Source organism: Acidovorax sp. GW101-3H11, from assembly GCF_001633105.1.
GTDB lineage: Bacteria > Pseudomonadota > Gammaproteobacteria > Burkholderiales > Burkholderiaceae_C > Acidovorax.
This window is the reverse complement of record NZ_LUKZ01000003.1, coordinates 20599-43395: the sequence shown is the minus strand read 5'-3', so window position 1 is coordinate 43395 and position 22797 is coordinate 20599. Positions and strand designations below refer to the sequence as shown.

At 62.6% G+C, this 22797-nt stretch carries 26 protein-coding genes and 1 tRNA gene; 9 read left to right on the top strand and 18 right to left on the bottom strand.

What is annotated here, in order from left to right; translation table 11 throughout:
- Window positions 1-11: 11 nt before the first annotated feature.
- The 3 genes from A1D30_RS03760 (at window position 12) to efp (ending at window position 2774) form a co-directional block, all read left to right on the top strand.
- Window positions 12-914, top strand: coding sequence for a LysR family transcriptional regulator (locus A1D30_RS03760; protein ID WP_063459468.1), 903 nt, complete (start codon window positions 12-14; stop codon window positions 912-914).
- The gene (gene earP / locus A1D30_RS03755; protein WP_063459467.1) at window positions 911-2056 is read left to right on the top strand and encodes an elongation factor P maturation arginine rhamnosyltransferase EarP; all 1146 of its coding nucleotides are present in this window, start codon (window positions 911-913) and stop codon (window positions 2054-2056) included. The genes A1D30_RS03760 and earP overlap by 4 nt, the downstream gene beginning before the upstream one ends.
- 163 nt (window positions 2057-2219) lie before the next feature.
- Window positions 2220-2774, top strand: a complete 555-nt coding sequence (gene efp / locus A1D30_RS03750) for an elongation factor P (RefSeq protein ID WP_063459466.1) — start codon at window positions 2220-2222, stop codon at window positions 2772-2774.
- 141 nt (window positions 2775-2915) lie between these two features.
- On the opposite strand, the gene rimO is transcribed toward efp, so the two are convergent.
- From rimO to A1D30_RS03725, 5 genes are all read right to left on the bottom strand, one after another.
- Entirely contained in the window at window positions 2916-4307 is a 1392-nt protein-coding gene (rimO, locus tag A1D30_RS03745; protein WP_063459465.1) for a 30S ribosomal protein S12 methylthiotransferase RimO, read from the bottom strand.
- A gap of 179 nt (window positions 4308-4486) precedes the next feature.
- Window positions 4487-5047 carry a polyhydroxyalkanoate synthesis repressor PhaR gene (gene phaR, locus A1D30_RS03740; RefSeq protein ID WP_063459464.1) on the bottom strand — a complete coding sequence of 187 codons (561 nt, stop codon included), beginning with the start codon at window positions 5045-5047 and terminating at the stop codon, window positions 4487-4489.
- A gap of 813 nt (window positions 5048-5860) precedes the next feature.
- Window positions 5861-5937: transfer RNA gene (locus tag A1D30_RS03735), tRNA-Val, on the bottom strand.
- 129 nt (window positions 5938-6066) lie between these two features.
- Entirely contained in the window at window positions 6067-8280 is a 2214-nt protein-coding gene (locus A1D30_RS03730) for a bifunctional (p)ppGpp synthetase/guanosine-3',5'-bis(diphosphate) 3'-pyrophosphohydrolase (protein WP_063459463.1), read from the bottom strand.
- On the bottom strand, window positions 8277-9245 hold the full coding sequence (locus A1D30_RS03725) for an alpha/beta hydrolase (RefSeq protein WP_063459462.1): 969 nt from the start codon (window positions 9243-9245) through the stop codon (window positions 8277-8279). Before A1D30_RS03725 ends, A1D30_RS03730 begins: the two co-directional genes overlap by 4 nt.
- 117 nt (window positions 9246-9362) lie before the next feature.
- Between A1D30_RS03725 and A1D30_RS03720 the strand changes: the two genes are divergently transcribed.
- Both A1D30_RS03720 and A1D30_RS03715 read left to right on the top strand, forming a co-directional pair.
- Complete coding sequence (locus A1D30_RS03720) at window positions 9363-10145, top strand: 3-hydroxybutyrate dehydrogenase (protein ID WP_063459461.1); 783 nt, start codon at window positions 9363-9365, stop codon at window positions 10143-10145.
- 227 nt (window positions 10146-10372) lie between these two features.
- Window positions 10373-10795, top strand: coding sequence for a hypothetical protein (locus A1D30_RS03715; protein WP_063459460.1), 423 nt, complete (start codon window positions 10373-10375; stop codon window positions 10793-10795).
- 34 nt (window positions 10796-10829) lie between these two features.
- Here A1D30_RS03715 and A1D30_RS03710 read toward each other — a convergent pair whose 3' ends face one another.
- Window positions 10830-11723, bottom strand: a complete 894-nt coding sequence (locus A1D30_RS03710; protein WP_063459459.1) for an AraC family transcriptional regulator — start codon at window positions 11721-11723, stop codon at window positions 10830-10832.
- Window positions 11724-11854: 131 nt separating this feature from the next.
- On the opposite strand from A1D30_RS03710, the gene A1D30_RS03705 reads away from it, so the two are divergent.
- The gene (locus tag A1D30_RS03705) at window positions 11855-12634 is read left to right on the top strand and encodes an SDR family oxidoreductase (protein WP_063459623.1); all 780 of its coding nucleotides are present in this window, start codon (window positions 11855-11857) and stop codon (window positions 12632-12634) included.
- Window positions 12635-12709: 75 nt separating this feature from the next.
- On the opposite strand, the gene A1D30_RS03700 is transcribed toward A1D30_RS03705, so the two are convergent.
- Window positions 12710-13423 carry an SIMPL domain-containing protein gene (locus tag A1D30_RS03700; protein ID WP_063459458.1) on the bottom strand — a complete coding sequence of 238 codons (714 nt, stop codon included), beginning with the start codon at window positions 13421-13423 and terminating at the stop codon, window positions 12710-12712.
- Window positions 13424-13637: 214 nt separating this feature from the next.
- The gene (locus A1D30_RS24615; protein WP_082836307.1) at window positions 13638-14240 is read right to left on the bottom strand and encodes a recombinase family protein; all 603 of its coding nucleotides are present in this window, start codon (window positions 14238-14240) and stop codon (window positions 13638-13640) included.
- Between the two features lie 94 nt (window positions 14241-14334).
- On the opposite strand from A1D30_RS24615, the gene A1D30_RS25435 reads away from it, so the two are divergent.
- Window positions 14335-14823 carry a hypothetical protein gene (locus A1D30_RS25435; protein WP_131798413.1) on the top strand — a complete coding sequence of 163 codons (489 nt, stop codon included), beginning with the start codon at window positions 14335-14337 and terminating at the stop codon, window positions 14821-14823.
- A gap of 16 nt (window positions 14824-14839) precedes the next feature.
- On the opposite strand, the gene A1D30_RS03695 is transcribed toward A1D30_RS25435, so the two are convergent.
- The 10 genes from A1D30_RS03695 to A1D30_RS03645 form a co-directional block, all read right to left on the bottom strand.
- Window positions 14840-15994: a zonular occludens toxin domain-containing protein gene (locus A1D30_RS03695; protein ID WP_063459457.1), complete on the bottom strand. Its 1155-nt coding sequence runs from the start codon at window positions 15992-15994 to the stop codon at window positions 14840-14842.
- 3 nt (window positions 15995-15997) lie between these two features.
- Window positions 15998-16297 (bottom strand): DUF2523 domain-containing protein, encoded by a 300-nt coding sequence (locus A1D30_RS03690; protein ID WP_063459456.1) that lies wholly within the window; start codon window positions 16295-16297, stop codon window positions 15998-16000.
- 2 nt (window positions 16298-16299) lie between these two features.
- Complete coding sequence (locus tag A1D30_RS25785) at window positions 16300-16653, bottom strand: virulence factor TspB C-terminal domain-related protein (RefSeq protein WP_063459455.1); 354 nt, start codon at window positions 16651-16653, stop codon at window positions 16300-16302.
- Window positions 16654-17950: 1297 nt separating this feature from the next.
- Entirely contained in the window at window positions 17951-18169 is a 219-nt protein-coding gene (locus A1D30_RS03680) for a major capsid protein (protein WP_063459454.1), read from the bottom strand.
- Between the two features lie 3 nt (window positions 18170-18172).
- On the bottom strand, window positions 18173-18379 hold the full coding sequence (locus tag A1D30_RS03675; protein ID WP_063459453.1) for a hypothetical protein: 207 nt from the start codon (window positions 18377-18379) through the stop codon (window positions 18173-18175).
- Complete coding sequence (locus tag A1D30_RS03670) at window positions 18372-18578, bottom strand: hypothetical protein (RefSeq protein WP_063459452.1); 207 nt, start codon at window positions 18576-18578, stop codon at window positions 18372-18374. The genes A1D30_RS03675 and A1D30_RS03670 overlap by 8 nt, the downstream gene beginning before the upstream one ends.
- Before the next feature lie 59 nt (window positions 18579-18637).
- Window positions 18638-18847, bottom strand: coding sequence for a hypothetical protein (locus A1D30_RS03665; protein WP_063459451.1), 210 nt, complete (start codon window positions 18845-18847; stop codon window positions 18638-18640).
- The gene (locus A1D30_RS03660; protein ID WP_063459450.1) at window positions 18847-19170 is read right to left on the bottom strand and encodes a hypothetical protein; all 324 of its coding nucleotides are present in this window, start codon (window positions 19168-19170) and stop codon (window positions 18847-18849) included. Before A1D30_RS03660 ends, A1D30_RS03665 begins: the two co-directional genes overlap by 1 nt.
- Window positions 19171-19198: 28 nt before the next feature.
- A complete protein-coding gene (locus tag A1D30_RS03655) occupies window positions 19199-20464 on the bottom strand; it encodes a replication initiation factor domain-containing protein (RefSeq protein WP_063459449.1) in 1266 nt (421 codons plus the stop codon).
- A gap of 496 nt (window positions 20465-20960) precedes the next feature.
- Window positions 20961-21176 carry a hypothetical protein gene (locus A1D30_RS03645; protein WP_063459447.1) on the bottom strand — a complete coding sequence of 72 codons (216 nt, stop codon included), beginning with the start codon at window positions 21174-21176 and terminating at the stop codon, window positions 20961-20963.
- On the opposite strand from A1D30_RS03645, the gene A1D30_RS25430 reads away from it, so the two are divergent.
- Together A1D30_RS25430 and ompR are read left to right on the top strand one after the other, a co-directional pair.
- Window positions 21176-21970, top strand: a complete 795-nt coding sequence (locus tag A1D30_RS25430; RefSeq protein ID WP_131798412.1) for a hypothetical protein — start codon at window positions 21176-21178, stop codon at window positions 21968-21970. The genes A1D30_RS03645 and A1D30_RS25430 overlap by 1 nt on opposite strands.
- 88 nt (window positions 21971-22058) lie before the next feature.
- The gene (ompR, locus tag A1D30_RS03635) at window positions 22059-22790 is read left to right on the top strand and encodes a two-component system response regulator OmpR (RefSeq protein ID WP_010460834.1); all 732 of its coding nucleotides are present in this window, start codon (window positions 22059-22061) and stop codon (window positions 22788-22790) included.
- Window positions 22791-22797 lie beyond the last annotated feature (7 nt).

The following is a 22797-nucleotide window of genomic DNA, read 5'->3' as shown; positions in this document are numbered from 1 at the left end:
ATCGGTGCCCCATGAAACTCGATCCCGTCTCCCTGCGCCTGTTTGTGGCCGTGATGGAAGAAAGCACCATCGCCGCCGCAGCAGCGCGCGAGCATCTGGCGGCTTCGGCCGTCAGCCGCCGCCTGGCCGACCTGGAAGACGCCTTGCACGTGGCCCTGTTCACCCGCAGCAACAAGGGCACCGAGCCCACGGCCGCCGCCTACGCACTGCTGAACCTGGCGCGTGGCGTGCTCAACGACCTGGACGGCATTGCCAGCCAGATGCGCGACTACGGCGCAGGCGTGCGCGGCCATGTACGGGTGGTGGCCAATATCTCGGCCATCACGCAGTTTTTGCCGGCGCAGTTGCAGAGCTTCATGGCGCTGCACCCGCAGGTGGACGTGCGGCTGCAGGAGCAGATCAGCACGGCCATTGCACAGTCCGTGGCCGAAAACGCGGCGGACGTGGGCATCCTCAACCAGGGCCAGTACGGCGACCGCGTGGTGCAACTGCCCTACCGCACCGATGAGCTGGTGCTGGTGGTGCCCACGGGCCATGCGCTGGCGCGGCGCAAGTCCGCCCGCCTGGCCGACGCCCTGCCCTACGACTTTGTCGGTGCGCACCCGGGCAGCGCCATCAACAACCAGCTGACCCGCGCCGCCGCCGAGGCGGGCCTGCCGCTGCGACTGCGCATGCAGGTCACCAGCTACGACGCGCTGTGCCTGATGGTGGCCGCCGGCCTGGGTGTGGGCGTGATGCCACGCGGCAGCGCCGCGCTGTACAAGGGCTCGCAGCCCATCCGTGTGGTCACGCTGAACGAGCCCTGGGCGCACCGGCAGCTCGTGTTGTGCGTGCGGTCCGAAGAGTCCCTGTCCAGCGTGGCGCGGCTGCTGGTGGACCATCTGCGTGCGCCACCAACTACACCCGCCCCATGACCCTGCACCGCCCCCTCCCCGCCCTGCAATGGGATGTGTTCTGCCGCGTGATCGACAACTTTGGCGACATTGGAGTGTGCTGGCGCCTGGTGGCGCAACTCGCCAGCCTGGGCCACCGCGTGCGCCTGTGGGTGGACGACGCCTCGGCCCTCGCGTGGATGGCGCCCGCAGGCTGCCCGGGGGTGGAACTGCGCGCCTGGGCATCGCCCCCGCCCGGCCCCCACGAGCCAGCGCCCGATGTGATGGTGGAGGCGTTCGGCTGCGAAATTGCTCCTGAATTCATAGCTTACAGCGTATACCAGTCGCGCGCAGACGGCCTAAAACCTGTCTGGATCAACCTCGAATACCTGTCGGCCGAGAGTTATGTGGAGCGCACCCACCGGCTGCCGTCGCCCCTCCTGTCAGGCCCTGCTGCAGGCTGGACACGCTGGTTCTTCTACCCCGGCTTCACGCCCGCCACGGGCGGGCTGCTGCGCGAAGACGACCTGATGGCCCGGCGGCAGGCGTTTGACCGCACCGCCTGGCGCCAAGCGCACGCCGACGCGTTTGGCCTGGACAACGACGACCCAGGGCAGCGCTGGGTGTCGCTGTTCTGCTACGAGCCCGCAGCCCTGCCCGAGCTGCTGCAACACAGCCAGGCCCGGCCCACGCAGTTGCTGGTCACGCCAGGCCGCCCCACGGCGGCGGTGCAGGCCGCGCTTGGTGCGGCCCAAAATCATGGTCAAAATGCCTGCTTGGGCGCGCCTGGAAAGCTTGGGCAGCTATACATTTCATACCTGCCTGCACGCACCCAAACAGCGTTTGACGACATGCTGTGGGCCTGCGACCTGAACTTTGTGCGCGGCGAGGATTCGCTGGTGCGGGCGCTGTGGGCCGGGCAGGCACTGGTCTGGCAGATCTACCCCCAGCATGACAACGCCCACCACGACAAGCTCTGGGCGTTTCTGGACTGGCTGCAGGCCCCGGCATCGCTGCGGCAGTTCCATGCCACCTGGAACGGGCTCGACACCGCGCCCCTGCAGTGGCCCGGCGACGACACCCTGGCCGAATGGACCGCCTGCATTGCGGCCGCGCGCACGCGCCTGCTGACGCAGGACAACCTTGTGGCGCAACTTTTGGGCTTTGTCGCCGAAAAACGGTAAAATCCGAGGCTTTGCGCAAATCAGGTGCGGCACACCGGTGCCCAGCCCTCGCGCATTCCCGCCGCGGAACATGCATCGGCACGGCGCGCCTTCTGCCTCTACAGCGAGACAACAGAAAGCCACCGGCCCGCGCGTTGAGCGGCCCCAACCCAAGCAACTCGCTATGAAAATCGCTCAAGAAATCCGCGCCGGCAACGTGATCATGCACGGCAAGGACCCCATGGTTGTCCTGAAGACCGAATACGCCCGTGGCGGCCGCGGTGCAGCCACCGTGCGCATGAAGCTCAAGAGCCTGATCGGCAACTTCGGCACCGAAAACGTGTTCAAGGCCGACGACAAGATCGACAACGTGATCCTGGACAAGAAGGATTGCACGTACTCCTACTTCGCCGATCCCATGTACGTTTGCATGGACACCGAATACAACCAGTACGAAGTCGAAGCCGAGAACATGGGCGACGCACTGAACTACCTGGAAGACGGCATGTCCCTCGAAGTGGTGTTCTATGACGGCAAGGCCATCTCGGTCGAACTGCCCACCAGCGTCGAGCGCGAAATCACCTGGACGGAACCCGCCGTCAAGGGCGACACGTCCGGCAAGGTGCTCAAACCCGCCAAGATCGCCACCGGCTTCGAAGTGCCTGTGCCCCTGTTCGTGTCGCAAGGCGACAAGATCGAAATCGACACGCGCACCGGCGAATACCGCAAGCGCGTTTAAGGCGTGCCAGAGGCTTCTGCCTCGGCCCACAAAAAAGGCTTCCCTCGGGAAGCCTTTTTTATTGGTGTTTTTGGTGCCCAGCGCCTGATAGGAAAGCGCTGGCAGCTATTCAAACAATAGCAAAACCCGAATCAAACATCGTCACACCGGCACGGCCACCAGGTCGTGCCCCTGCGTGCCCACGATGCGCGCCTTGGTGAACTCGCCCACCTTGAGCTGCTTGCTGATCTTCTCAGGCGGCAGCAGGTGCACCACGCCGTCGATCTCGGGCGCATCGGCGTAGCTGCGGCCCCGGCCACCCTTTTTGCCCAGCGCGGGGGCATGGTCCACCAGCACCTGCATGGTGGCGCCCACACGGCGCTGCAGCTTGGCGATCGAGACCTCTTCGGCCACGGCCATGAAGCGGGCGCGGCGCTCTTCGCGCACTTCCATGGGCAGCATGCCCGGCAGCTCGTTGGCAACGGCGCCATTCACGTCGCTGTAGGCAAAGCAGCCAGCGCGGTCGATCTGGGCCTCGCGCACGAAGTCGAGCAAGTGCTGGAACTCCTCCTCCGTCTCGCCCGGAAAGCCCGCAATGAAAGTGCTGCGGATGACCAGCTCGGGGCAGGCCTCGCGCCAGCGCTGGATGCGCTCCAGGTTGCGCTCGCCGCTAGCGGGGCGCTTCATGCGCTTAAGCACATCGGGGTGGCTGTGCTGGAAAGGCACATCCAGGTACGGCAGCACCTTGCCGGTGGCCATGAGCGGGATGACCTCATCCACACTAGGGTACGGGTACACGTAGTGCAGGCGCACCCAGGCGCCGAACGGCTCGGCGATCTCGCCCAGGGTCTGCACCAACTCCAGCATGCGCGTCTTGACGGGCTTGCCGTCCCAGAAACCGGTGCGGTACTTCACGTCCACGCCATAGGCCGAGGTGTCCTGGCTGATGACCAGCAGCTCCTTCACACCGCCTTCGAACAAGGCCTTGGCCTCGCTCAGCACGTCGCCAATGGGGCGCGAAACGAGGTCGCCTCGCATCGAGGGGATGATGCAGAAAGTGCAGCGGTGGTTACAGCCCTCGCTGATCTTGAGGTAGGCGTAATGCTTGGGCGTGAGCTTGATGCCCGCAATGCCGAAACCGCCGGGCACCAGGTCGATGAAGGGGTCGTGCGGCTTGGGCAGGTTCAGGTGGACGGCGTCCATCACCTCCTGCGTGGCGTGTGGCCCGGTCACGGCCAGCACGCTGGGGTGCATCTCTCGCACCATGTTGCCGCCCCCTTCGCCCGCACGCGCGCCCAGGCAGCCAGTGACGATCACCTTGCCGTTTTCGGCCAGCGCCTCGCCAATGGTGTCCAGGCTTTCCTTGACGGCATCGTCAATGAAGCCGCAGGTGTTGACAATGACCAGATCCGCGCCATGGAAGGTCTTGGAGGTTTCGTAGCCCTCGGCGCTCAGTTGCGTGAGGATGAGTTCGGAATCGGTCAGCGCTTTGGGGCAGCCCAGGCTGACAAATCCGACTTTGGGTGTTTTCGTGGGGGAGAGTGCTTCGCTCATAGCCCCGTATTGTCCCAGTTCCGGCGCCTGGCCGGTGAGGGAGCCCCTCCAGTGCGGCGGGCGCGGCATTTTGCAGCGGTGAAAACCAGCCTGGCACAAGGCCGACGCCACCGCAGATCCAGCTTTGCCAGGCCGCCAGGGCAACCCCAGGGCGCCCCGAGCGACGGCTCGTGGCGGGCTTACCGCTTTAACCCGAACGCACCCAGCATCTGCTCGGTCTGCTTCTGCATCTGCTCCTGCATCTGGGTGAGCATGGACTGCGACTGCTCCACGTAGTTGCCCATCATGCCCTTGAGCATGGGCGACTGCAGGTTCATGAACTGCGCCCACATCTCGGGCGTCACGCTTTGCGATTGTTCGGCCAGCTTGGTCTGCACATCGGTGAAGGCCTGCACGTTCTTTTCCAGGTACGCCCCCATGAAGCCCTGCATGGCGTGGCCGTAGAACCGGATGATGTTGGCAAGCACGGCCTCGGTGAACATGGGCGCGCCACCGGCCTCTTCTTCCAGAATGATCTGCAGCAGGATGCTGCGCGTCAGGTCTTCACCCGTCTTGGCATCTCGGACCACCACCTGCTGGTGGTCCATGACCAGTTGGCGCACTTCGGCCAGGGTGATGTAGGTGGAGGTGTCTGTGTCGTACAGACGGCGGTTGGGGTACTTCTTGATGACGCGCTGGGCCGACTTGGACGCGGCACTTTTCTGTTCGGACACGACGAACTCCTCGGGCTCGAAACCCATGTATTGCAGTGCAGCACATTCTAGGGAGAGTGCACCACCGCAGCGGCAAAGGAATACCCTGATGAAGCGTCGGCATCACTTGTCACGACCGCGACACCCCTCTTTCACGCGGTATGGCCGCACCATGGACCGTCAGCAAGTCCCCTGCTTGAACCCTATGCGGCCGACGCCACCAGGGCAGAAAAAAAAGCAGCCCGCACAGGGCGGGCTGAACTCTTACCTTGAAGCAAGAGGGAGGGAGGTCGTCAACGCTGCGAGCATGACAGAGAGATCTTATGAGCCGCTTAAGAAGCACACCGAGCAAGAGACGCAACAGGTCTGTCGAGACGTAACGTCTGCGGCCGCCGCCTAGGGCGTGTCATCAATCAATACCCCCACGCGCTGACCCCGCAATGCGGATGGATGCGCGAAGCGGGGCGCAGCCCATAGTCATCTATGGGCAAGCCACGCGACAAAGCAGACGCCGCATTGCGGGCCAGCCCGAAGGGAAAGCCAGCCAGGCCGCGCATTGCGTCGTTGCCCTTCGTTTGTGTAGCCAAGCTACACGGCACTCAGGGCGCCTAGCACTGCACGGCCTGGCTGGCTTTCGCGTGGGGGTATTGATTGATGACACGCCCTAAGCAGCCATGGAAGAAAAACCGGGAAAAGAGGAGGACCTGGAGCCTTGTTGCCTGCGGCCAATCGCCACGGACAAGGCGAATCGATTGCAACACCAGGAGAGGGCTGAAAAACAAAAAAGCCGCCCAGAATGGCGGCTTTGTTTTTTCCCAAGTTTTTGCAGAACACTGAAAGCTGGTTTCTTTCAGAAAAACTTGGTAGGCGCGATTGGACTCGAACCAACGACCCCCACCATGTCAAGGTGGTGCTCTAACCAGCTGAGCTACGCGCCTGTCGTTGTTTAGACCACGATTATAGCCATAAAAATCGACTGCTCTGAAAAGCCCGCTAAACAATTCAAATGAATCGGCGGCATGCTCTCCGCCTGAAGTCTTTCTGCCCCCAGGCGGCCCATCTCCATCTCATCGCCGGCGTGCAGATCGCACGCCCTGCACACTGGCCACAATCCCCAGCACCTTGTTCAGGCGCCCCGAGTCGGCCACCTCCACCGTGAACGTCATCCAGGCAGTGCCTTTGACCGACTGGGTCTGCACGCCGACCACATTGGTTTTCTCTCGGGCAAAGACCTCCGAGATGTCGCGCAGCAGGCCCTGCCGGTCGGCGGCCTCCACAGCCACGTCCACCGGGTACACGGCGGCACCGGCTGCCTGCTTGGGCACACCCCACTCCACATCAATCACACGCTCGGCACTGCGGGCGGCCATCTCACGAAAGTTGCTGCAATCGGCGCGGTGCACGCTCACCCCTTTGCCGCGCGTGACAAAACCACGGATGGCGTCGGGCGGTGCGGGTTTGCAGCATTTGGCCAGCTGCGTCATGAGCGAATCGATGCCCACCACCAGCACGCCGCCCTTGGGGGCAGCGTCGTTGGTGCGCGTCTTCTTGAGCAGCAGGAAGTCATCGGGTTGCAGCACGGGCTCGGGCGGGCGCAGCACCGTTTCGATGTTGCGCAGCGAAAACTCGTCCTTGCCCACCACTTCGAACAAGGCATCGGCCGATTTGAAGCCCAGCTGCACCGCCAGGTCGTCAAGCTTGATGGCTGTCTTGCCTTCGCGCTGCAAGAGTTTCTCGACCGATTCGCGGCCACGGGCCACGGTTTCGTGGGTCGCCTGGGCATTGAACCAGGCGCGCACCTTGGCCTTGGCCCGGTGGCTGGTGAGGTAGCCCAGTTCGGCATTGAGCCAATCGCGCGACGGGCGCCCTTCCTTGACGGTGGAAATCTCCACCGTCTGCCCGTTCTGCAGCGGCGTGTTCAGCGGCACCATGGCGCCATCGACCTTGGCGCCCCGGCACCGGTGGCCCAGGCTGGTGTGCACGGCATAGGCAAAGTCCACAGGGGTGGCTCCCTGCGGCAGCTCGACCACGGCAGCATCGGGCGTCAGCACATAGATGCGGTCCTCGAACAGACCCCGATTGGGCAATGCGCCTGCCAGATCCCGCTCCCACGCCAGCAGCTGGCGCAGCACCGCAATCTTGGCGTCGTACTCGCCGGTGGCGGACACACCGGCATAGCCCTTGGATCCGGCCTCCTTGTAGGCCCAGTGCGCCGCCACGCCGTGCTCAGCGTGTTCGTGCATGGCCTGGGTGCGGATCTGGATCTCGATGGGCTTGCCGTTGTCGTCGCGCACGATGGTGTGCAGCGACTGGTAGCCGTTGGGTTTGGGCTTGGCAATGTAGTCGTCAAACTCCTCCACGATGGGCTTGAACTGCTCATGCACCCAGCTCAGCGCGGCATAGCAGTCCTTGACCGTGGGCACAACCACGCGCAGCGCACGGATATCGAACACCTGGTCGAAGTTGAGCGACTTGCCGCGCATCTTCTTGACGATGCTGTAGATGTGCTTGGGGCGACCCTGCACGCTGGCGCTGATACTGCGCGCGCGCAGGTCGGATTCGAGCCGCGCGCGCAGCTGCTCCATGTACACCTCGCGCTCGCCCCGCTTTTCGTCGAGCAGGCGGGCCACTTCCTTGTAGGTGTCGGGCTCCAGGAAGCGAAAGGACAGGTCCTCCAGCTCCCACTTCACCTGCCAGATGCCCAGGCGGTTGGCCAGCGGCGCAAACACCTGCAGCGACTCGCGCGCCAGGCTGGGCGATACGGGACGTTTGCTGGCCGCGTGAAAACGCAGCGTCTGCAGGCGCGAGGCCAGGCGCAGCATCACCACGCGCAGGTCGCGCGAGAAGGCAAGCAGCATCTTGCGCACGTTCTCCGTCTGCACTGCAGGGTCTTCCAGGTGCTCGGCGGTGCGGGCCTGCTGCTGCACGCGCATGAGCTTGGTCGTTTCTACTGCCAGCGCAGCAAAGTTGTCGCCAAAGGCCTTGGCGATCACCTCTTCCGGCTTGTTCAGGTGCACGCAGGCATAGACGAGATAGCTCGCGGCCTGCATGGCCTCGGAGCCGCCGATGCCCTTGAGGATGGAAGCCACGGCATCCGCGTGGGCCAGCGTGTTCTCGCCGGAGTCCAGGGTCTCGCCCGCCATCAGTGGCTCGGCAAAAGCGCGCGCGCGCACCAGCGCATTCACCTGCTCGGGCAGCGTGTGCGCGGTGGCGGCAATAAGCTGCGGAACAGTGTCGGTCTGAAGGGGAAGGGACGCGAGTGCGGGAGGGTTGGTTTTCATCCGGCCACAACACCTTCTGCCGCCAGCAGGAACTCCGTGACGGCTGCGACCTGATCGGCCGCCACCAGGGTGGGCGCATGCCCCACCCCCTCAAACTCGACCACGCGCGCCCGGGGGCCGCGTTCCGTCATTGCCTGCGCCGTCGCGCGCGAGAGCAGATCCGACTGCGCGCCACGCAGCAGCAGCGTGCGCGCCTGGATATGGTCGTACAGCTGCCACAGGGCAGCCTCGCCCGCCACGGCGGACTCCGGGGTCAGGGTCTTGAAAGGCACAGCAATGGCGGGGTCGTAATGCAGCGTGATGCCGCCCCCATCCGACGCTGGCAAGGTGCGCACCATCGCACGCGACAACTCCAGCCACTGGGCTGGCGTGTGCGGGCCAAAGCTGGTGGAGATGGCCCACATGGCATCGGCAGCCTGCTGCAGCGAAGCAAACCGCGCCAGTTGCCCCAGGTACTGGCCGATGCGCTGCAAGGCCTCCCACTGGATGACCGGGCCCACATCATTGAGCACCAGCCTGCGTACCGGCACCGGCAAAGGCAACCCCGGCTGACCTGCAATGCCCATGCCAATCAACCCACCCATGCTGGTACCCACCCAGTCCAGCGTGGCGATGGCTCCCTGCTGATGCAACTGCGCCAGCAAGGCCAGCATGTCGCCCGCGTACTGCGGAATCTGGTAGCCCATGGGGTCGGCCAGCCAGTCGCTCTGGCCACGCCCCACCACGTCGGGGCAGACCACCCGCGCATGCGCGCTCAGCGCTCGCGCCAAAGTATCAAAGTCACGCCCCTGGCGCGAAAGGCCATGCACGCAGACCACCACATGCGGATGTGCCGGATTGCCCGTGGCATTCCACTCCCAGTAAGCCATGCGGTGCTGCTGCGCCGGAGCGGGCGCGCGGTCCGGGGCCACTGGCGGGGCTGCGGAGCCCGGGCACAGTACGTAGTTCAGCGTAGGTTCATTCATGGGTGCGAAATCCGGGATCGGCGCTCGATAATGCTTGCGGAATTCGGAACCTATGGCGCACGCCATGGTTGCCGACTTTCCCTTGCGTGGCATCGTAATTCATTCGGAGAGACTCTCATGCTGAAAGGCAAAACCGCCCTCGTCACCGGCTCCACCAGTGGCATTGGCCTCGGAATCGCTAAAGCCCTGGCCCGCCAGGGTGCGAACATCGTGCTCAATGGTTTTGGCGATGTAGACGGCCCCCGCGCCGAAGTCCTGGCCGCAGGCGCTGCGGCGGAGGTACAAGTGGCCTACCACGGCGCTGACATGAGCCGGGCGGCTGATATCGAGGACATGATGAAGTCCAGCGCCGCACAGTTCGGGCGCGTGGACATCCTGGTGAACAACGCGGGCATCCAGCATGTGGCCAACGTGGAAGACTTCCCCGTGGAGCGCTGGGACTCCGTGATTGCCATCAACCTCACCAGCGCCTTCCACACGTCACGTCTGGCGCTGCCTGCCATGAAAAGTGCCAACTGGGGCCGCATCATCAATGTGGCATCGGTGCATGGCTTGGTGGGCTCCGCACAGAAGGCGGCCTATGTGGCCGCGAAACATGGCGTCGTAGGCCTGACCAAGGTCACGGCGCTGGAGAACGCCACCACGGGCGTGACCTGCAACGCGATCTGCCCCGGCTGGGTACTCACGCCCCTGGTGCAAAAACAGGTGGACGCCAAGGCCGCCGAGCACGGCCTGTCGAACGAGGATGCCAAGAAGCTGCTGCTGGGCGAGAAAGAGCCCTCGATGCAGTTCACCACGCCCGAAGAACTGGGTGAGCTGGCCGTGTTCTTTTGCTCCCCAGCGGCCAACAACGTGCGCGGCGTGGCCTGGAACATGGACGGCGGCTGGGCGGCACAGTAAGCCACCCTCGCGGCGCCCGGCCCACGGCAACTGCGTCCAGGGCCCCAGGGCATCAGGGCCCCTGCCCTGCGGGCCCCACCCGCCGCCACCTGCGGGTCTCGCATTCCACTAGACCATGGCCAAGGTGGCTTCCCTAGAATGGTGTTGTCCTCCAGAAAAACCGTTGGGGCACATTGCCTCTTGCTCGCGAGCCCCTGGACGACATCCCACCAGGGGAGGAAATCGCGATGTCTGCCGCAATGATTGCTGCCATGTTCTTCACCGTGGCGCTGCTCGTGACCACGGCGTACTTCATCATGGGCTCCATCCCGCTGCTGATGCTCAAGCACGATACGCCGCTGGACGCACGCTTTGTGCGCGGGTTCTTCCATGTCTACTATCTCTGCGCCTTTGTGACGGCCTCCGCCACGGCGATCAGTTTTGCGCTGGCAGGCCACCCTGGCATTGCCTGCGGTGCGGCCGCGCTGGCCGGAATCGCCGTTGTGCTGCGCAGCAGGATCATCCCGAAGATGGATGCGCTCGGGGAGCAGATCCAGTCCAACTACATGGATGCCATCCCGGGGTTCCGCAGAACCCACACCATCGCTATCTTGATCAACCTGCTCCAGCTCACTGTGATCGTATGGGGGTTGATCGACTACAGCAAATAGGTGCACCGGCCCGGAAAGCACCCATGAGGGCTGCTCACCCCACCGCCCGTGTCCTGTCTCTTGCTACTTGCGTGTCGCGGACCGGCGGCAAACCAAACAGCCGACCGTATTCGCGGGTGAACTGAGGCACGCTTTCATAGCCCACAGCAAATGCCGCGCTGCTGGCACTGGCCCCCTCCGACAACATCAACCGCCGGGCCTCGATCAAACGCAGCTGCTTCTGAAATTGCAGCGGCGACAAGGAAGTAACCGCCCTGAAATGCTGATGAAAGGATGAGGGGCTCATGCCTGCCAGTGCCGCCAGGCTCTCCACCGGCAGGGGCTGCGCAAAATCGGCACGCAGCACAGCAACGGCGCGCGCTATCCGCTGGGCGTGGCTGCCGGGCCAGCCCAGGCGGCGGATGGCGGCGCCGTGCCGCCCCGCCAGCAACCAGTAGTGCAACTCACGCACCAGGGATGCATGCAGCAGCGGGACAGCCTCGGGCCGATCCAGAAGCCGCATGAGGCGCAGGGCCACATCGGCCACCTCAGCATCGGTGGGATCCACGTGTACAGGGGCATGGTCGCCCCGGGGCACAACACCCATCTGAGCCGACAAGTCGGCAATGACCGGCAGGCTCAGCTCCAGCGCAATCGAGAGGTACGGCGCAGCGGCACTGGCACGGGTAATCTGGCTCACTGTGGGCACATCGGCCGTAATCAGCAGAGACTCGCCCGCTGAGAATTCAAACGTCCGCGCCCCCATCGCCACCTGCTTGCTGCCCTGTAGAACCAGGCAGACAAGGGGCTGCGCAATCGCATGCAGCAACCCGCTGGGCTCGGTAGCGCGCACCGTGCTCAATCCGGGGATGGGGGTCTGCACCACGCTGCCCTGACGGGCATGGGCTTCGGCATAGCGGCTCACCGCATCGAACAAAGGCGTCGTCATGCCGCAAGCGTACCGGTTTGCAGACCTACTGGCACGGGATTTGGAGAATCAGGCAAGAACCAAGGTGATTTCGGCAACCGACACGGGCCATGGAACCGGACACTGAATCGCACCACACACAGGAGTTCACCATGACACCAAGCACCACCTTGAGCCCACCCACCATCACCTTGGTCACCGGCGGCAGCCGGGGCCTGGGCCGTAATACCGCGTTAAGCATCGCCAGGGGCGGCGGCGATGTGGTCATCACCTACCGCAGCCAGGCCGAGGAAGCGCAGGCTGCCGTGGCCGAAATCCAGGCCCTGGACCGCCGGGCTGTGGCGCTGCAGCTCGATACCGGCAATATCGCCGCCTTCGGCACCTTTACCGAGCACCTGCGCACCGCACTGCAGACAACCTGGCAACGCACTGATCTTGATCACCTGGTGAACAACGCTGGCCATGGGGACTATGCGGCGTTTGCCACTACAAGCGAGACACAGTTCGATCACCTCGTCAACGTGCACTTCAAGGGGGTGTTCTTTCTCACGCAGGCGCTGCTGCCGCTGATTGCGGATGGGGGAAGCATCGTGAATTTTTCGACCGGTCTCACCCGCCTCTCGCTCCCGGGCTACGCAGCCTACGCGGCGGCCAAGGGGGCTGTAGAGGTGCTGACGCGCTACCTGGCCAAAGAACTCGGCGCACGTGGCATCACCGTCAACACAGTGGCGCCAGGAGCCATCGAAACCGATTTCGGCGGAGGCGTGGTGCGCGACAACCCCGAGCTCAACCAGCATCTGGCCCAGATGACAGCTCTGGGACGCGTGGGCCTGCCCGATGACATCGGCCCCATGGTGGCGGGCCTGCTGGCGCCCGCCAACCGCTGGGTGACGGCACAACGGATTGAGGTGTCAGGCGGACAGGCCCTTTGACGAAACCGAGAATCCCAGGCCACGCGGCGCATGGCCTGTTCCACCGGCGTCACAGGCGGTTGAAGGCCGCCCGCCTCAGCGCATTTGCACGGAGCCGGAAACAGTCACCACCACCTGGGCCTTGCCCGCCTCCACAGGCACCGCCGCATCAGAGAAGGACGATGTCTTGGCTTCCATCGCCATCATGCGCGGACGGGGACCAGGCGACATCTCGTTGCTGTTCACCGCCACTTCGCGCAGGCTGTAGTTGGCAAAGCCAAAGCCCTTGGCCAACTCGGCCGCACGCGCCTTGAACTGGTCGATGGCCTGGGTCTGCGCCTCGGTTTCAACCTTGGCACGGGCCTCACGCGAAAGTGCAAAAGCGACCTGACTGATGGGCATGGACGGGATCTTGCCCGCCGCCGCAGTGATGCGCGCAAAGTCACGCCCCTCCAGCACCAGCTCTGCCCGGCCCTGCCAGCCATTGATCTTGCCGTCCTTGGCATAGCGGGGGTACAGACCAAAAGGACCGGTACGCACATCAAGCAGCCCCGGCTGCGCAGTGCGCTTGGCTTCAGTCAGGGCCGCATCGAGCGCCTGCTTGAGCTGGGCCTGCACGGTTGCGGCGTCCGGGCCGTCTTTGGCGGCTGAGAGAGTGAGCACCAGCAGGTCCTGCTGCGCTTCGACCGTTCCAGAGGCCGACAACTGCACCACGTTGCGTGGCTCCTGGGGGGTGGCTGTCTGCGCCATGGCCGCGCCAAAACAGGCCAGCAAAGCTGCAGCGGTGACCAAACGGGTCGTGATTTTCATGGTGATGGCCTTTTCGAAAGAGCGCGCAACAGATGATCCGATTGCGCAGGCCGCCACCTTACCCGCTGCAAAGCACCGCCCCGTGAAACGACGGTAGCGAGTGTGAGAAGTCGGGCAAAACTTGTTACTAGTGGCAACAAAAACCCAAACAAAAGCCCGGCAAGTCCGGGCATTTTTTTTTGCCACGGCAGGGCTTCGCCCTGCACCCAACAGCCTAAATCCGCGAAGCATCAAAGACGGGACGAGACTTGTAAACACGCCGAGGCAAGCCCTGCGCGTCCTCTAAAGATCGGCGAACAGTTGCAGGACTAACACCAACACGCCGCCCAATCTCAGACTTAGACAAACCAGCCGCAAACATACGCTGAATCACTACAGATCGGTCACCATCAACAAGGCGTGGACGGCCAAACCGCACGCCCGCACGCATAGCCGCGACCTGCCCCGCAAACACACGCTCTCTAATCAACGACCGCTCAAGCTGCGCGAATGCTCCAAGGTTATGAAAAAGATACTCTCCAACAGGAGTTGACGTATCTATAGGCTCCGAAAGCGAACGCAAAGCGACACCCCTACCCGCAAGCTCGTCAGCGAAATCGAGAAGGTCACGAAGAGACCTAGCTATTCGATCCATCTTCCAAAACACCAAGACATCACCACTGGTCAAAGAATCAAAACAAGCGCGCAAAACGGGGCGATCACCAACCGCACTTGCCTTCTCTTCAAACACTCTCTCAACACCAGCACGCGCCAACGCATCCAACTGCAACCTAGTTTCCTGCTCTCTAGTTGACACCCTTGCGTAACCAACAAGCATCCCACCTCCTAGAATTGTTAAAGACCGGGAACGAAACGCCAAAACTTACCGGCAATAGCACCCACCCAATCCGCAGAAAAGCCGCCCAAATCACATGAGCCATGCACGCCTTTTCAATGCCCTTACTTGCGCCGTTTTCGCACTCCCAATCAATGCAACCGCACAGCAATCGATAACACTCACTGCGCCACAAAACACGTTCAGAGCGAACCCGACCGCACAAGCCGAGGTATCAAAAAAAGGCCCATTCCTTGAAGTCCACCTTTCACGCCACGCAGTGTGGGCGCCAAAAAACTACAAGGACGCAAGCCAAGTAGTTTCCTATTCGATAGCCCTTGCAACACGCAATGAACAAGGCCAATGGAACACCGTGCGAGAGTCAGCGGAGATCGAATCAAACTTCAAATTGCTGCCCGGCCAAACAAAGCAGCTGAGGGCGGAAACACTCCTAATTCCCATCGACGGAATCAAGAAACTAAACGAGCACTGGATAGTTCTCACACTAAAGCTGCGATCGCCAGACTCAGCAGACGGATACGGCTACACGCATGCGCACAGCGAGAAACTGAAAGCCATCCAGTAGGAAGACGCTACACAACTCACTGCAAGCTTGACCGCACCTGCGCATTGCGCGCGGCGAGGCCCTGCGCCCATTCGGACGTGGTTTTGATGGGCTCAGGCTTGGCCGCTGGCATGGGCGGCGGGACCGTTCGCACCTGGGGCGGTTGGGGCTGCTGGGACGCTTGCACAAGCGCGGCGCCAGGGTGCTGCTGGGCCTGCGGGAGCTGCCCTGGCATCTGCTGGGGGGTGGCCTGCTGCCAGTCCACAAAGAAGCCCTGCGCGACGATCTGAAGGCAAACGGGGCCGCTCACCTGAAGCAGTGTCGCCTGCTGCGTGTAGCACTTGCAGGTTTTGCCCATCTGGACGCATGCGGCGGGGTATGGGGCGACCGTGGGGCGGGTCACTTCATCATAGGCCGGGGCGGTGTGGGGAAAGTCTTTCAGGCGCGCTGATCGCTGCTCTATGTACTGATCAGCGGTCAGCTTTTGAAGCCCCGGCATCTGGGGTGCTGCACCGGCCTGCGTGGCGGGTTTCGCTGCGGCTTTGGCTTCGGTTTTGGCGAGGAGCTTGGAGCTTGCAAACCAGATGAGCAGGGGGATGAGCAGCAGGCACGCGACGAACACCCAGACCTTTGCGGGAATGCGTTTTTTGCCGGTGTGCAGGCTTGCGGATTTGTACCAGCCGTACACCTCCTTGGGGTACGCCTGCATGGTGACGGTGCCGGTTTTGCCGCTGCCGTCTTTCTCGCAGTTGGGGTTGACTGCGGCCCACTCCAACACGCTGACCATATCGACGCCGAAGGAGCGTTTTAGGTGGCGATGCCATCCAGGCGGGCCGACGAGGCGGCGCACGAAGCTATCAAGGTTTTGGGGGTGCTGTGTGACCAAGTAGAAGTCAAAGCCGCGTCTGCGGTGCTCTGCCAGCATCTTGACGGCATCGGGCACGGCCGCGCCTGCTGGGCGGTTGGGCAGGTCGTTATGGGCTTCGTCGATCAGGAAGATCGTGCCGTCTGGCTCTGCCTGCCAGTCTTTGAAGTCAATCTTTTTCCAGCCGTCCAACTCGCCGCCCGGTGTGGGTTCAAAGCGCCCGTTATGGCAGACAGGGCGGTTTTCTTTGAGCTGGCGTTCTCGCACCCACTTGAGGGTGTTCAGGGTCTTTCCGGCGCCGTTTGCGCCCGTGATGATGTGCAGCATGGCCTACTTGAGCGCCCAGCGCTTGAAGGTGTCGCTCTGCAGGCCATCGAGCAGCATGCGCGCAGCGATTGCGCTGGTCACGATGCTGATAGCCACGCCAACGCGCATGGCGGCGAGCATGGAGAAGACTTCGGGGGGCAACGCAGTGAAGCTGCTGACAGCTTGAGAGGTGAGCATGTCCAGGGTGGCCGACATGCCGGTATAGGTGATGACAGACATGCCAAGGGCGATGAGCACGCGGCCCACCAGAGTCCCCACCAGATTGATGAGCATGCCGCCGATGGCAGCGATGAATACAGGCATCTTTAACCCCTCGTGAGAATGCGCGCGGCCAGCAGCAGGGACACCGCGACCATGATGTTTCCGATGACCGCAATCGCCGGGCAAATCTTCGTAAAGGGCAGCGTGATGGACTGGCCCATGACGACCACCGTCACATCATTGGTGCATTGACCGCCGCCGCCGAATAGATCATTCATGTTGATACGGCCAAGGAGGCTGACGGTGTCGTTTCCTGGGAGGTCGTTGGTCTGCTTGCCCTCCTTGCCTTTGTTGTCGTTGTAGAGCTTGGACTCTGCGGACTCGTCATCAAAGAGCTTGCATGCGCGCTGATGCTGCTCCCTGGCTATGGCGCACTGGATGGCGTCGCCTTCACACACGAAGCCGCCACACGCACCGCCGAAGGTGCTGGGTTTGTCCTCTTCGTCCTCGTCAGGTTTGTAGGGGACGCACTTGTCGCCGACCTTAGCGTAACCCGGAGGGCAGGCTCCATCGTTGTTCGGCGGCTGGTCAGGAGGGCTATTCGGGTAGCACTTTCCGCCGCTTTTGTACGTACCAGGCGGGCACTCACCATCGCTAGGCGGGTCTTCACCAGGGGGGCCGTCACCACCCGTACCAGTGCAATCACCGTTGGGGCATTTTTCAGGAGGGGTGTCGTTATTGCCGCTGCCACCAGTACCGCCACCCGTCCCACCACCGGAACCGCCAGTGCCACCCGTGCCGCCAGTGCCCCCACCAGTGCCACCAGTGCCCCCACCAGTGCCACCACCGCCACCGCCATCCGGGTCAGGAGACGTAGGCGGAGCCGTACAAACGCCGCCCGTGTAGTAACCAATGCCCACCACGCTAACGGCTTTGCCGCCCTGGTATGCAGTGAGAAAGCTAGCAATGGAAACCGTGCAACCGCCCTCACACATCGCCGTGGGCGTGGTGGACGAAACCATGTATTCACCCGCAAGAGTGCCAGCCTTAGGGCAACCGGAATCCTTGCATTTACCGTTGACACGAGTTTGCCCAGCGGGACAGGGAGGCTCAGGGACGCAAACGCCGTTCACCCGTGTCTCATTCGGCTTGCAGTTGTCGGGAACACAGGCGCCGCCTTCCTCATGCTGCCCTTCAGGGCAAGGAATCCGACAAACGCCAGTCCCATCCCTAACCTCACCCGCAGCGCATGGGGTTTTGCATTGCCCCATCCACTCAGTTAGCCCCGCGAAACAGCCGCAGGAGCCGCCGCTAAGCTCTGCACCCGCAGGACAAGAAAGGCCCGTAGCCGTTATCTCAACGGTAGACACAACAGCGCTAGAACCATCCTTCGCCTCACATCCACCATAGGGCCAGCCACTGTAAGGTACATGGTTGATCGACCAGTCCGGGTAGATGCGCGCCGCATTGAGAGCTACACAAACGCCGCCCGGACTGGATGCGGATGCAGTGCCGGGGCTTGAGTATGGTGAGGAACCCGTGTAACCGGACGGCGTTGGAGGAAACGCCGCATGGGCCGCATTGAAGCCCAGCAGGCATACGAGGATGAGGGCTAGGCGGAGAAGATGAGCCATGCAGCCCCCAAGATTGCGATGATGACAAATAGGCCCATGTTTTGCACCTTGAAGAAGCGCGCGAGGTGCACGCTTTTGCAAGGCCCCTGCCGGCCGGTCAGGGAGCACATGCAGCGGGCGCTTAGGAGATAGCGCGGCGCACCCACTTGAAGGCGGCGACGGCCACCACGACCAGCAGCACGGCAGCGCCGATCAGGCCAATGGGGGCGATGGTGTCGTCGATCTCAGCGACCACGCTGGTCACGTCGATGGCGGCGTGTGCGGCGTTGGTTGCCAGGGCGAGCGCACCGGCTGCAGCCAGGGCTGCGAACTTGCGGGTTTGGGTGTTGAAGCGGTTCATTTTTCAGTCCTCATTGGTTGGGTTTCCATCGGAAGATTTAATGGTCTGGATGAGGACCCGGAAGGCCCACGCCACAGCCCACACCAGCAGGATGGCGCCGCTGATTGCTGCCCCTTCGGCTGGACTCAGATTGAGAACAGGAAGGGTGATTTCGTGTTGCACCGTCACCGTGCAGGTGCCGGGGCAGTCGATAACGACAGGGTCAGCCACGATGGGTAACCACTGCAAAAGCGGATGCCCGCTCGCGGGCTTGCTTCATGCGCGAGCGCTTGGCAAGGTAGCCCGTGAAGCCGGAGCCGATCAGGCTGATCGCGTTCAACGTGACGAAGAACAGCGCGGCGCCGAGAAAGCCGGAGGCCATCGAGAGAAGGGCCACGCGCTGGGCGAAAAATGCGAAGTCAATTTCCATTTGCACTCCGGGAACGTATTGCGATCTATCGCGATTGATGGGGTGGCCGCTTGAAGCCCTCAGAGGGCAACAGAGCGGTGCAGTTCGCGAAGGTCCACGACCTGCGGCCGGTGGAAGGGCTCGGCGTGGTCTTCGATGAGTTGCGCGCAGGTTTCGAGGTCTTCGACGGCCACGGCTTCGCGCAGCAACATGACCCATTCGGGCTGGCCATCCTCATACGAGGGGGCGAGGAATGCGCCCGTGGTTGCCGACTGGATCACGTAGAACATCACTGCACCTTTGCGGCGGGCTTGGCTTGCTCAACGGGGCGGATATCAACCAAGACCATCTTGGTTCCGTCCTGCGCTGCTGCGGCCATTTCGAAGGTGGCAACGGCCTTGATGGGCAGCGATGCGCCGAGGTGTGCCCACTTGTCGAATTCCTTCGCATCACCGAGCTTGAAGGGGCGCGTGGCGCGACCGATAGAACGGCCTGCACTGTTTTCTGCCAAGTCCACTTCGCAGTGGAATGTGGTGCTGCTGAATGCACGGCCTTCCACTACGCCTTCGCTTTCCTTGACGCCGTGGACGATGACTTCAGATTGAAACTTCATGATGTTTTCCTATGGCCTTGATTGAGGGTTATGCATTGACGTGGCCAGCGTCTGCACCCTTAAAAACTCGTTTGGTTGCGCGCTGATAAACGCGGGCTATTTCGTTGCGGGAGAAGCGGCGCAGGCGACCGGGGAGGCTTGCGCCTTCGACGATGGCGGCGAACTCTTCGCCGTCCATGAGGGTGAACATGAGTGCGAGGCTTGGGCCCGCGACGTCACGCACCCAACGTTTGTTGCGCGTTACTTCGGCTTCGATGGTTTCAGCAGCAAGACGGCCATTGCATGCGAGGCTTGCGGCGTTGAGCTCAATGTCTGCGTCAGCTTCGCGCAGGAGTGAGGCATGCCATGGGCTGGCCTCGGCGAAGAAGTCAGCAGGACGACGTAGCATGTCTGCATCTAGCACGCGGGCTTTGTTGCCGAGGCGCAGCTCTGCACGCATCCAGCCAGATGCATCTTTGTCGCCGAAGAGTTGATGGCCCTTTTCGTAGATGTTGGTTTGCTTGCCAACTTCTTTGGATCCGATGTAGAAACTGCGGGCTTTGCCGTTCATCCAGTCGCCGACCATGTTGCACTTGAGGCGTTTGCCGCCCGAGTCCATGAGGCCAGTTTCGTAGTCGCCCTTGATGCGGTCCATGCCGCCCGTGATGCCCTCAAAGAAGTCCAAGGCGAGGTCGCAGCGCGTGAGGACGCCTTTCACTTCGTCGATCAGGTCGGCCATGGCGTAGCGCCATGAGGGCTTTGCGAAGGTGCAGGCGGTGCCGTACAAGTTCACGTGCAGGGTGCGCTTTTGCGCTTGCTGGCGTGGACTGTCGCCGCTTGCACCGAAGCCGACCCATCCGACTTCTTCGCCGTTGCGCTCAATGCTCCAGCGGCTTTTGTAGAAGTCGTGACCCTTGCCGATTTCATGGCCTACGTTGAAGCCTTCGCCGAGTGCCTCGACTACGCGCAATGCGAGTTCTGCTGCCTGGGTGCTGATGGCGAAGTCAGCGTCTGGCACTTGCTGCAGCTTGTGCATGAAGCGTGCAAAACGCTGGGCTTCATAGGTGCCGTGGTCTTCTTCGAATGCCGAGAGAGGACGCTCTAACGTGCTTCGAACTGGAGGCGGGAAGAGAACGTCCTGCGAGGGCATTGGGGCGTTGCGCACCTGGCAGGTGAAGCGCAGCCAATCAACATGAACTGGAACACGGGTTTCAAGGCGTTCCGCGATCAGACGGACCTTTACTTGATTGCCTTCGAGAACGAGGGAACAAGTTTTCGAATGCTTGTTCAGCTTGGAGTTTGCTGGGCGGGTCATTCGGTGGCCTCTTTTTGGTTATCCCCGTGATTACCATCGGGGATGGTCGGCGCCTGCCCCGCCCCGGCGCCCGCGCCCGCGCTCCGCCTGCGTGCACGGCCGCACGTGGCACAGGCGTCTGCGCAGTCAGCGTCGAAGCCAGAGCAGGCAGGGCGCATCCCTGCGGGACCGGGCTCTATGGCTGCGCCACCAAGCCCGTTCCGGTCTTGGCCCATGCGGGTAACGATCCCTTGCGCGGTGGTGCTAGCGGCGGTGGCGTTTTCAGCGGGCACGGGTTGCACGCAGGGCGACATGGGCATGCTGCCCATACCCTGCCCCACGCACCCCTGCGGGGCCGCGCTAGTCGCGCTGCGCGGGTCCCCGGCTGTCTCCAAAGACAGGGGGGCGCACAGGGCGGGGTCATGGCCGCAGTAGTCAGAGGGGCAAGGGCTCTCATCAAAGTCCAAGCCCAGAGCGCCGCACCAGGGGCAGCGCGAGAAGCAATCGAGAACGTGCCTCATGGCAACAACCCCTGCATGCCTTCGAGGCGCAGCACGTGCAGGCGGGCGCGCTCGACTTGATGGCCGGTGCGCAGGTATGCGCCGACGACCGCGCAGCAGTCTTTGTAGTCGGCAGCTTTGCGGGAGTTGCCGTTGCGCACGGATTGCGGGACCGGGGCCGAAATGGCGCGGCGTGCGCGGTATTGCAGATCGCGCTTGTCTTCGGGACTCATTGCAGCACCCCGTTGTTACGGGCGCCGTAAAGGCCGACCTGTTTCCAGTTGCGATTGGTTTCAGCGAATCGCACCATGGACTGGAGCAACTCATTCACGCTGCAATCGAGCTGGGCGGCGGTTTCGCGGAGCTTGTCAACGATGTGAGGGGCATCGGTGTAGTCGATGCGGGCGCGTTCAGCGCGGTAGGCAGCTTTGCGGGCCGCTGCATTGGCGTGGACTGGGCGACGGCCCTTGCGCTTTTCGTTCCCGGTGTCGGGACTGGTGCCACCCGCACCGCCAACCAGAGCCAGCTGGGCCGTGGGCGCGCCCACGAAGACGGCGGGGTGACATTCATTGGCCGCTTCATCGCAGGCCGAAATCTCAGGCAAAAGCAGTTGCAGGGCTGGCATGGCTGGCTCCATGGGTGTACAGTTCACAACGAAGGTTTTTCATGCGAAACGCAGATTATTTTCTTCGTTTTGAAGATTATCCTTCATATTGAAGACTTTTTGAATGGAGTAATTCCTATGAATGCCGTTGAATCAATAGTTGGAATCTATAAGAACCGATGCGGCCTTCGATTCGACAAAGACGCGGCCGAATCGCTTGGACTCGACGGGAAAACGTTTTCGAACTACATGAAAGGTCGCCGCCGCCTGCCCGACATCGCCATCGCAAAAATGGCAGACATGGCGCATATCGATGCAATGCAAATCATTGCGGCGGTCAACGTGACCTACGAAAAAACACCCGAGGAAGAACGACCTTTCTGGCTCGAAAAACTCAAATCAGCAAGCGGGCAATTGTTGTAACAGTTGGTCAAACCAGCCCCCAAAAACCGAACTTCGGCGTTCCAAGTGGTCAGAATCGGCTCTGTTACAAATTGGACTTGGGATCAACATGGCCACAACAACCAATCGCACCGACAAAGTTCTCGTGGTGGACGATGACGCGCGAATCCGCGATCTGCTGCGCCGCTACCTCACACAAGAGGGCTTTGAAGTCATGGTCGCCGAAGACGGCAAGGCGCTGAATCGCCTGCTGCTGCGCGAAACGGTGGACATCATCGTGCTGGACCTGATGATGCCTGGCGAAGACGGCCTCTCCATCTGCCGCCGCCTGCGTGCTGCCAATGACCGCACGCCCATCATCATGCTCACCGCCAAAGGCGAAGACGTGGACCGCATCGTGGGCCTGGAAGTGGGCGCCGACGACTACCTGGGCAAGCCTTTCAACCCCCGCGAGCTGCTGGCGCGCATCCACGCCGTGCTGCGCCGCCGCCCTGCGCAGGAAGCTCCCGGCGCGCCTTCGGGCGACAACGAGGTCGTGACCTTTGGCCCCTTCACCTTCGACCTGGGCACGCGCGCCCTGCAACGCAATGGCGAGGAACTGCCCCTGACCACCGGCGAGTTCGCCATGCTCAAGGCCCTGGTGCGCCACCCCCGTCAGCCCTTGTCGCGCGAAAAACTGGCCCTGCTGGCCCGTGGCCGCGAGTTCGAGCCCTTCGACCGGAGCCTGGACGTGCAGGTCTCGCGCCTGCGCAAGCTGGTCGAGGTGGATGCCGCTGCGCCGCGCTACATCCAGACCGTGTGGGGCGTGGGCTACGTGTTCGTGCCGGACGGCACGAGCTGATTGATCT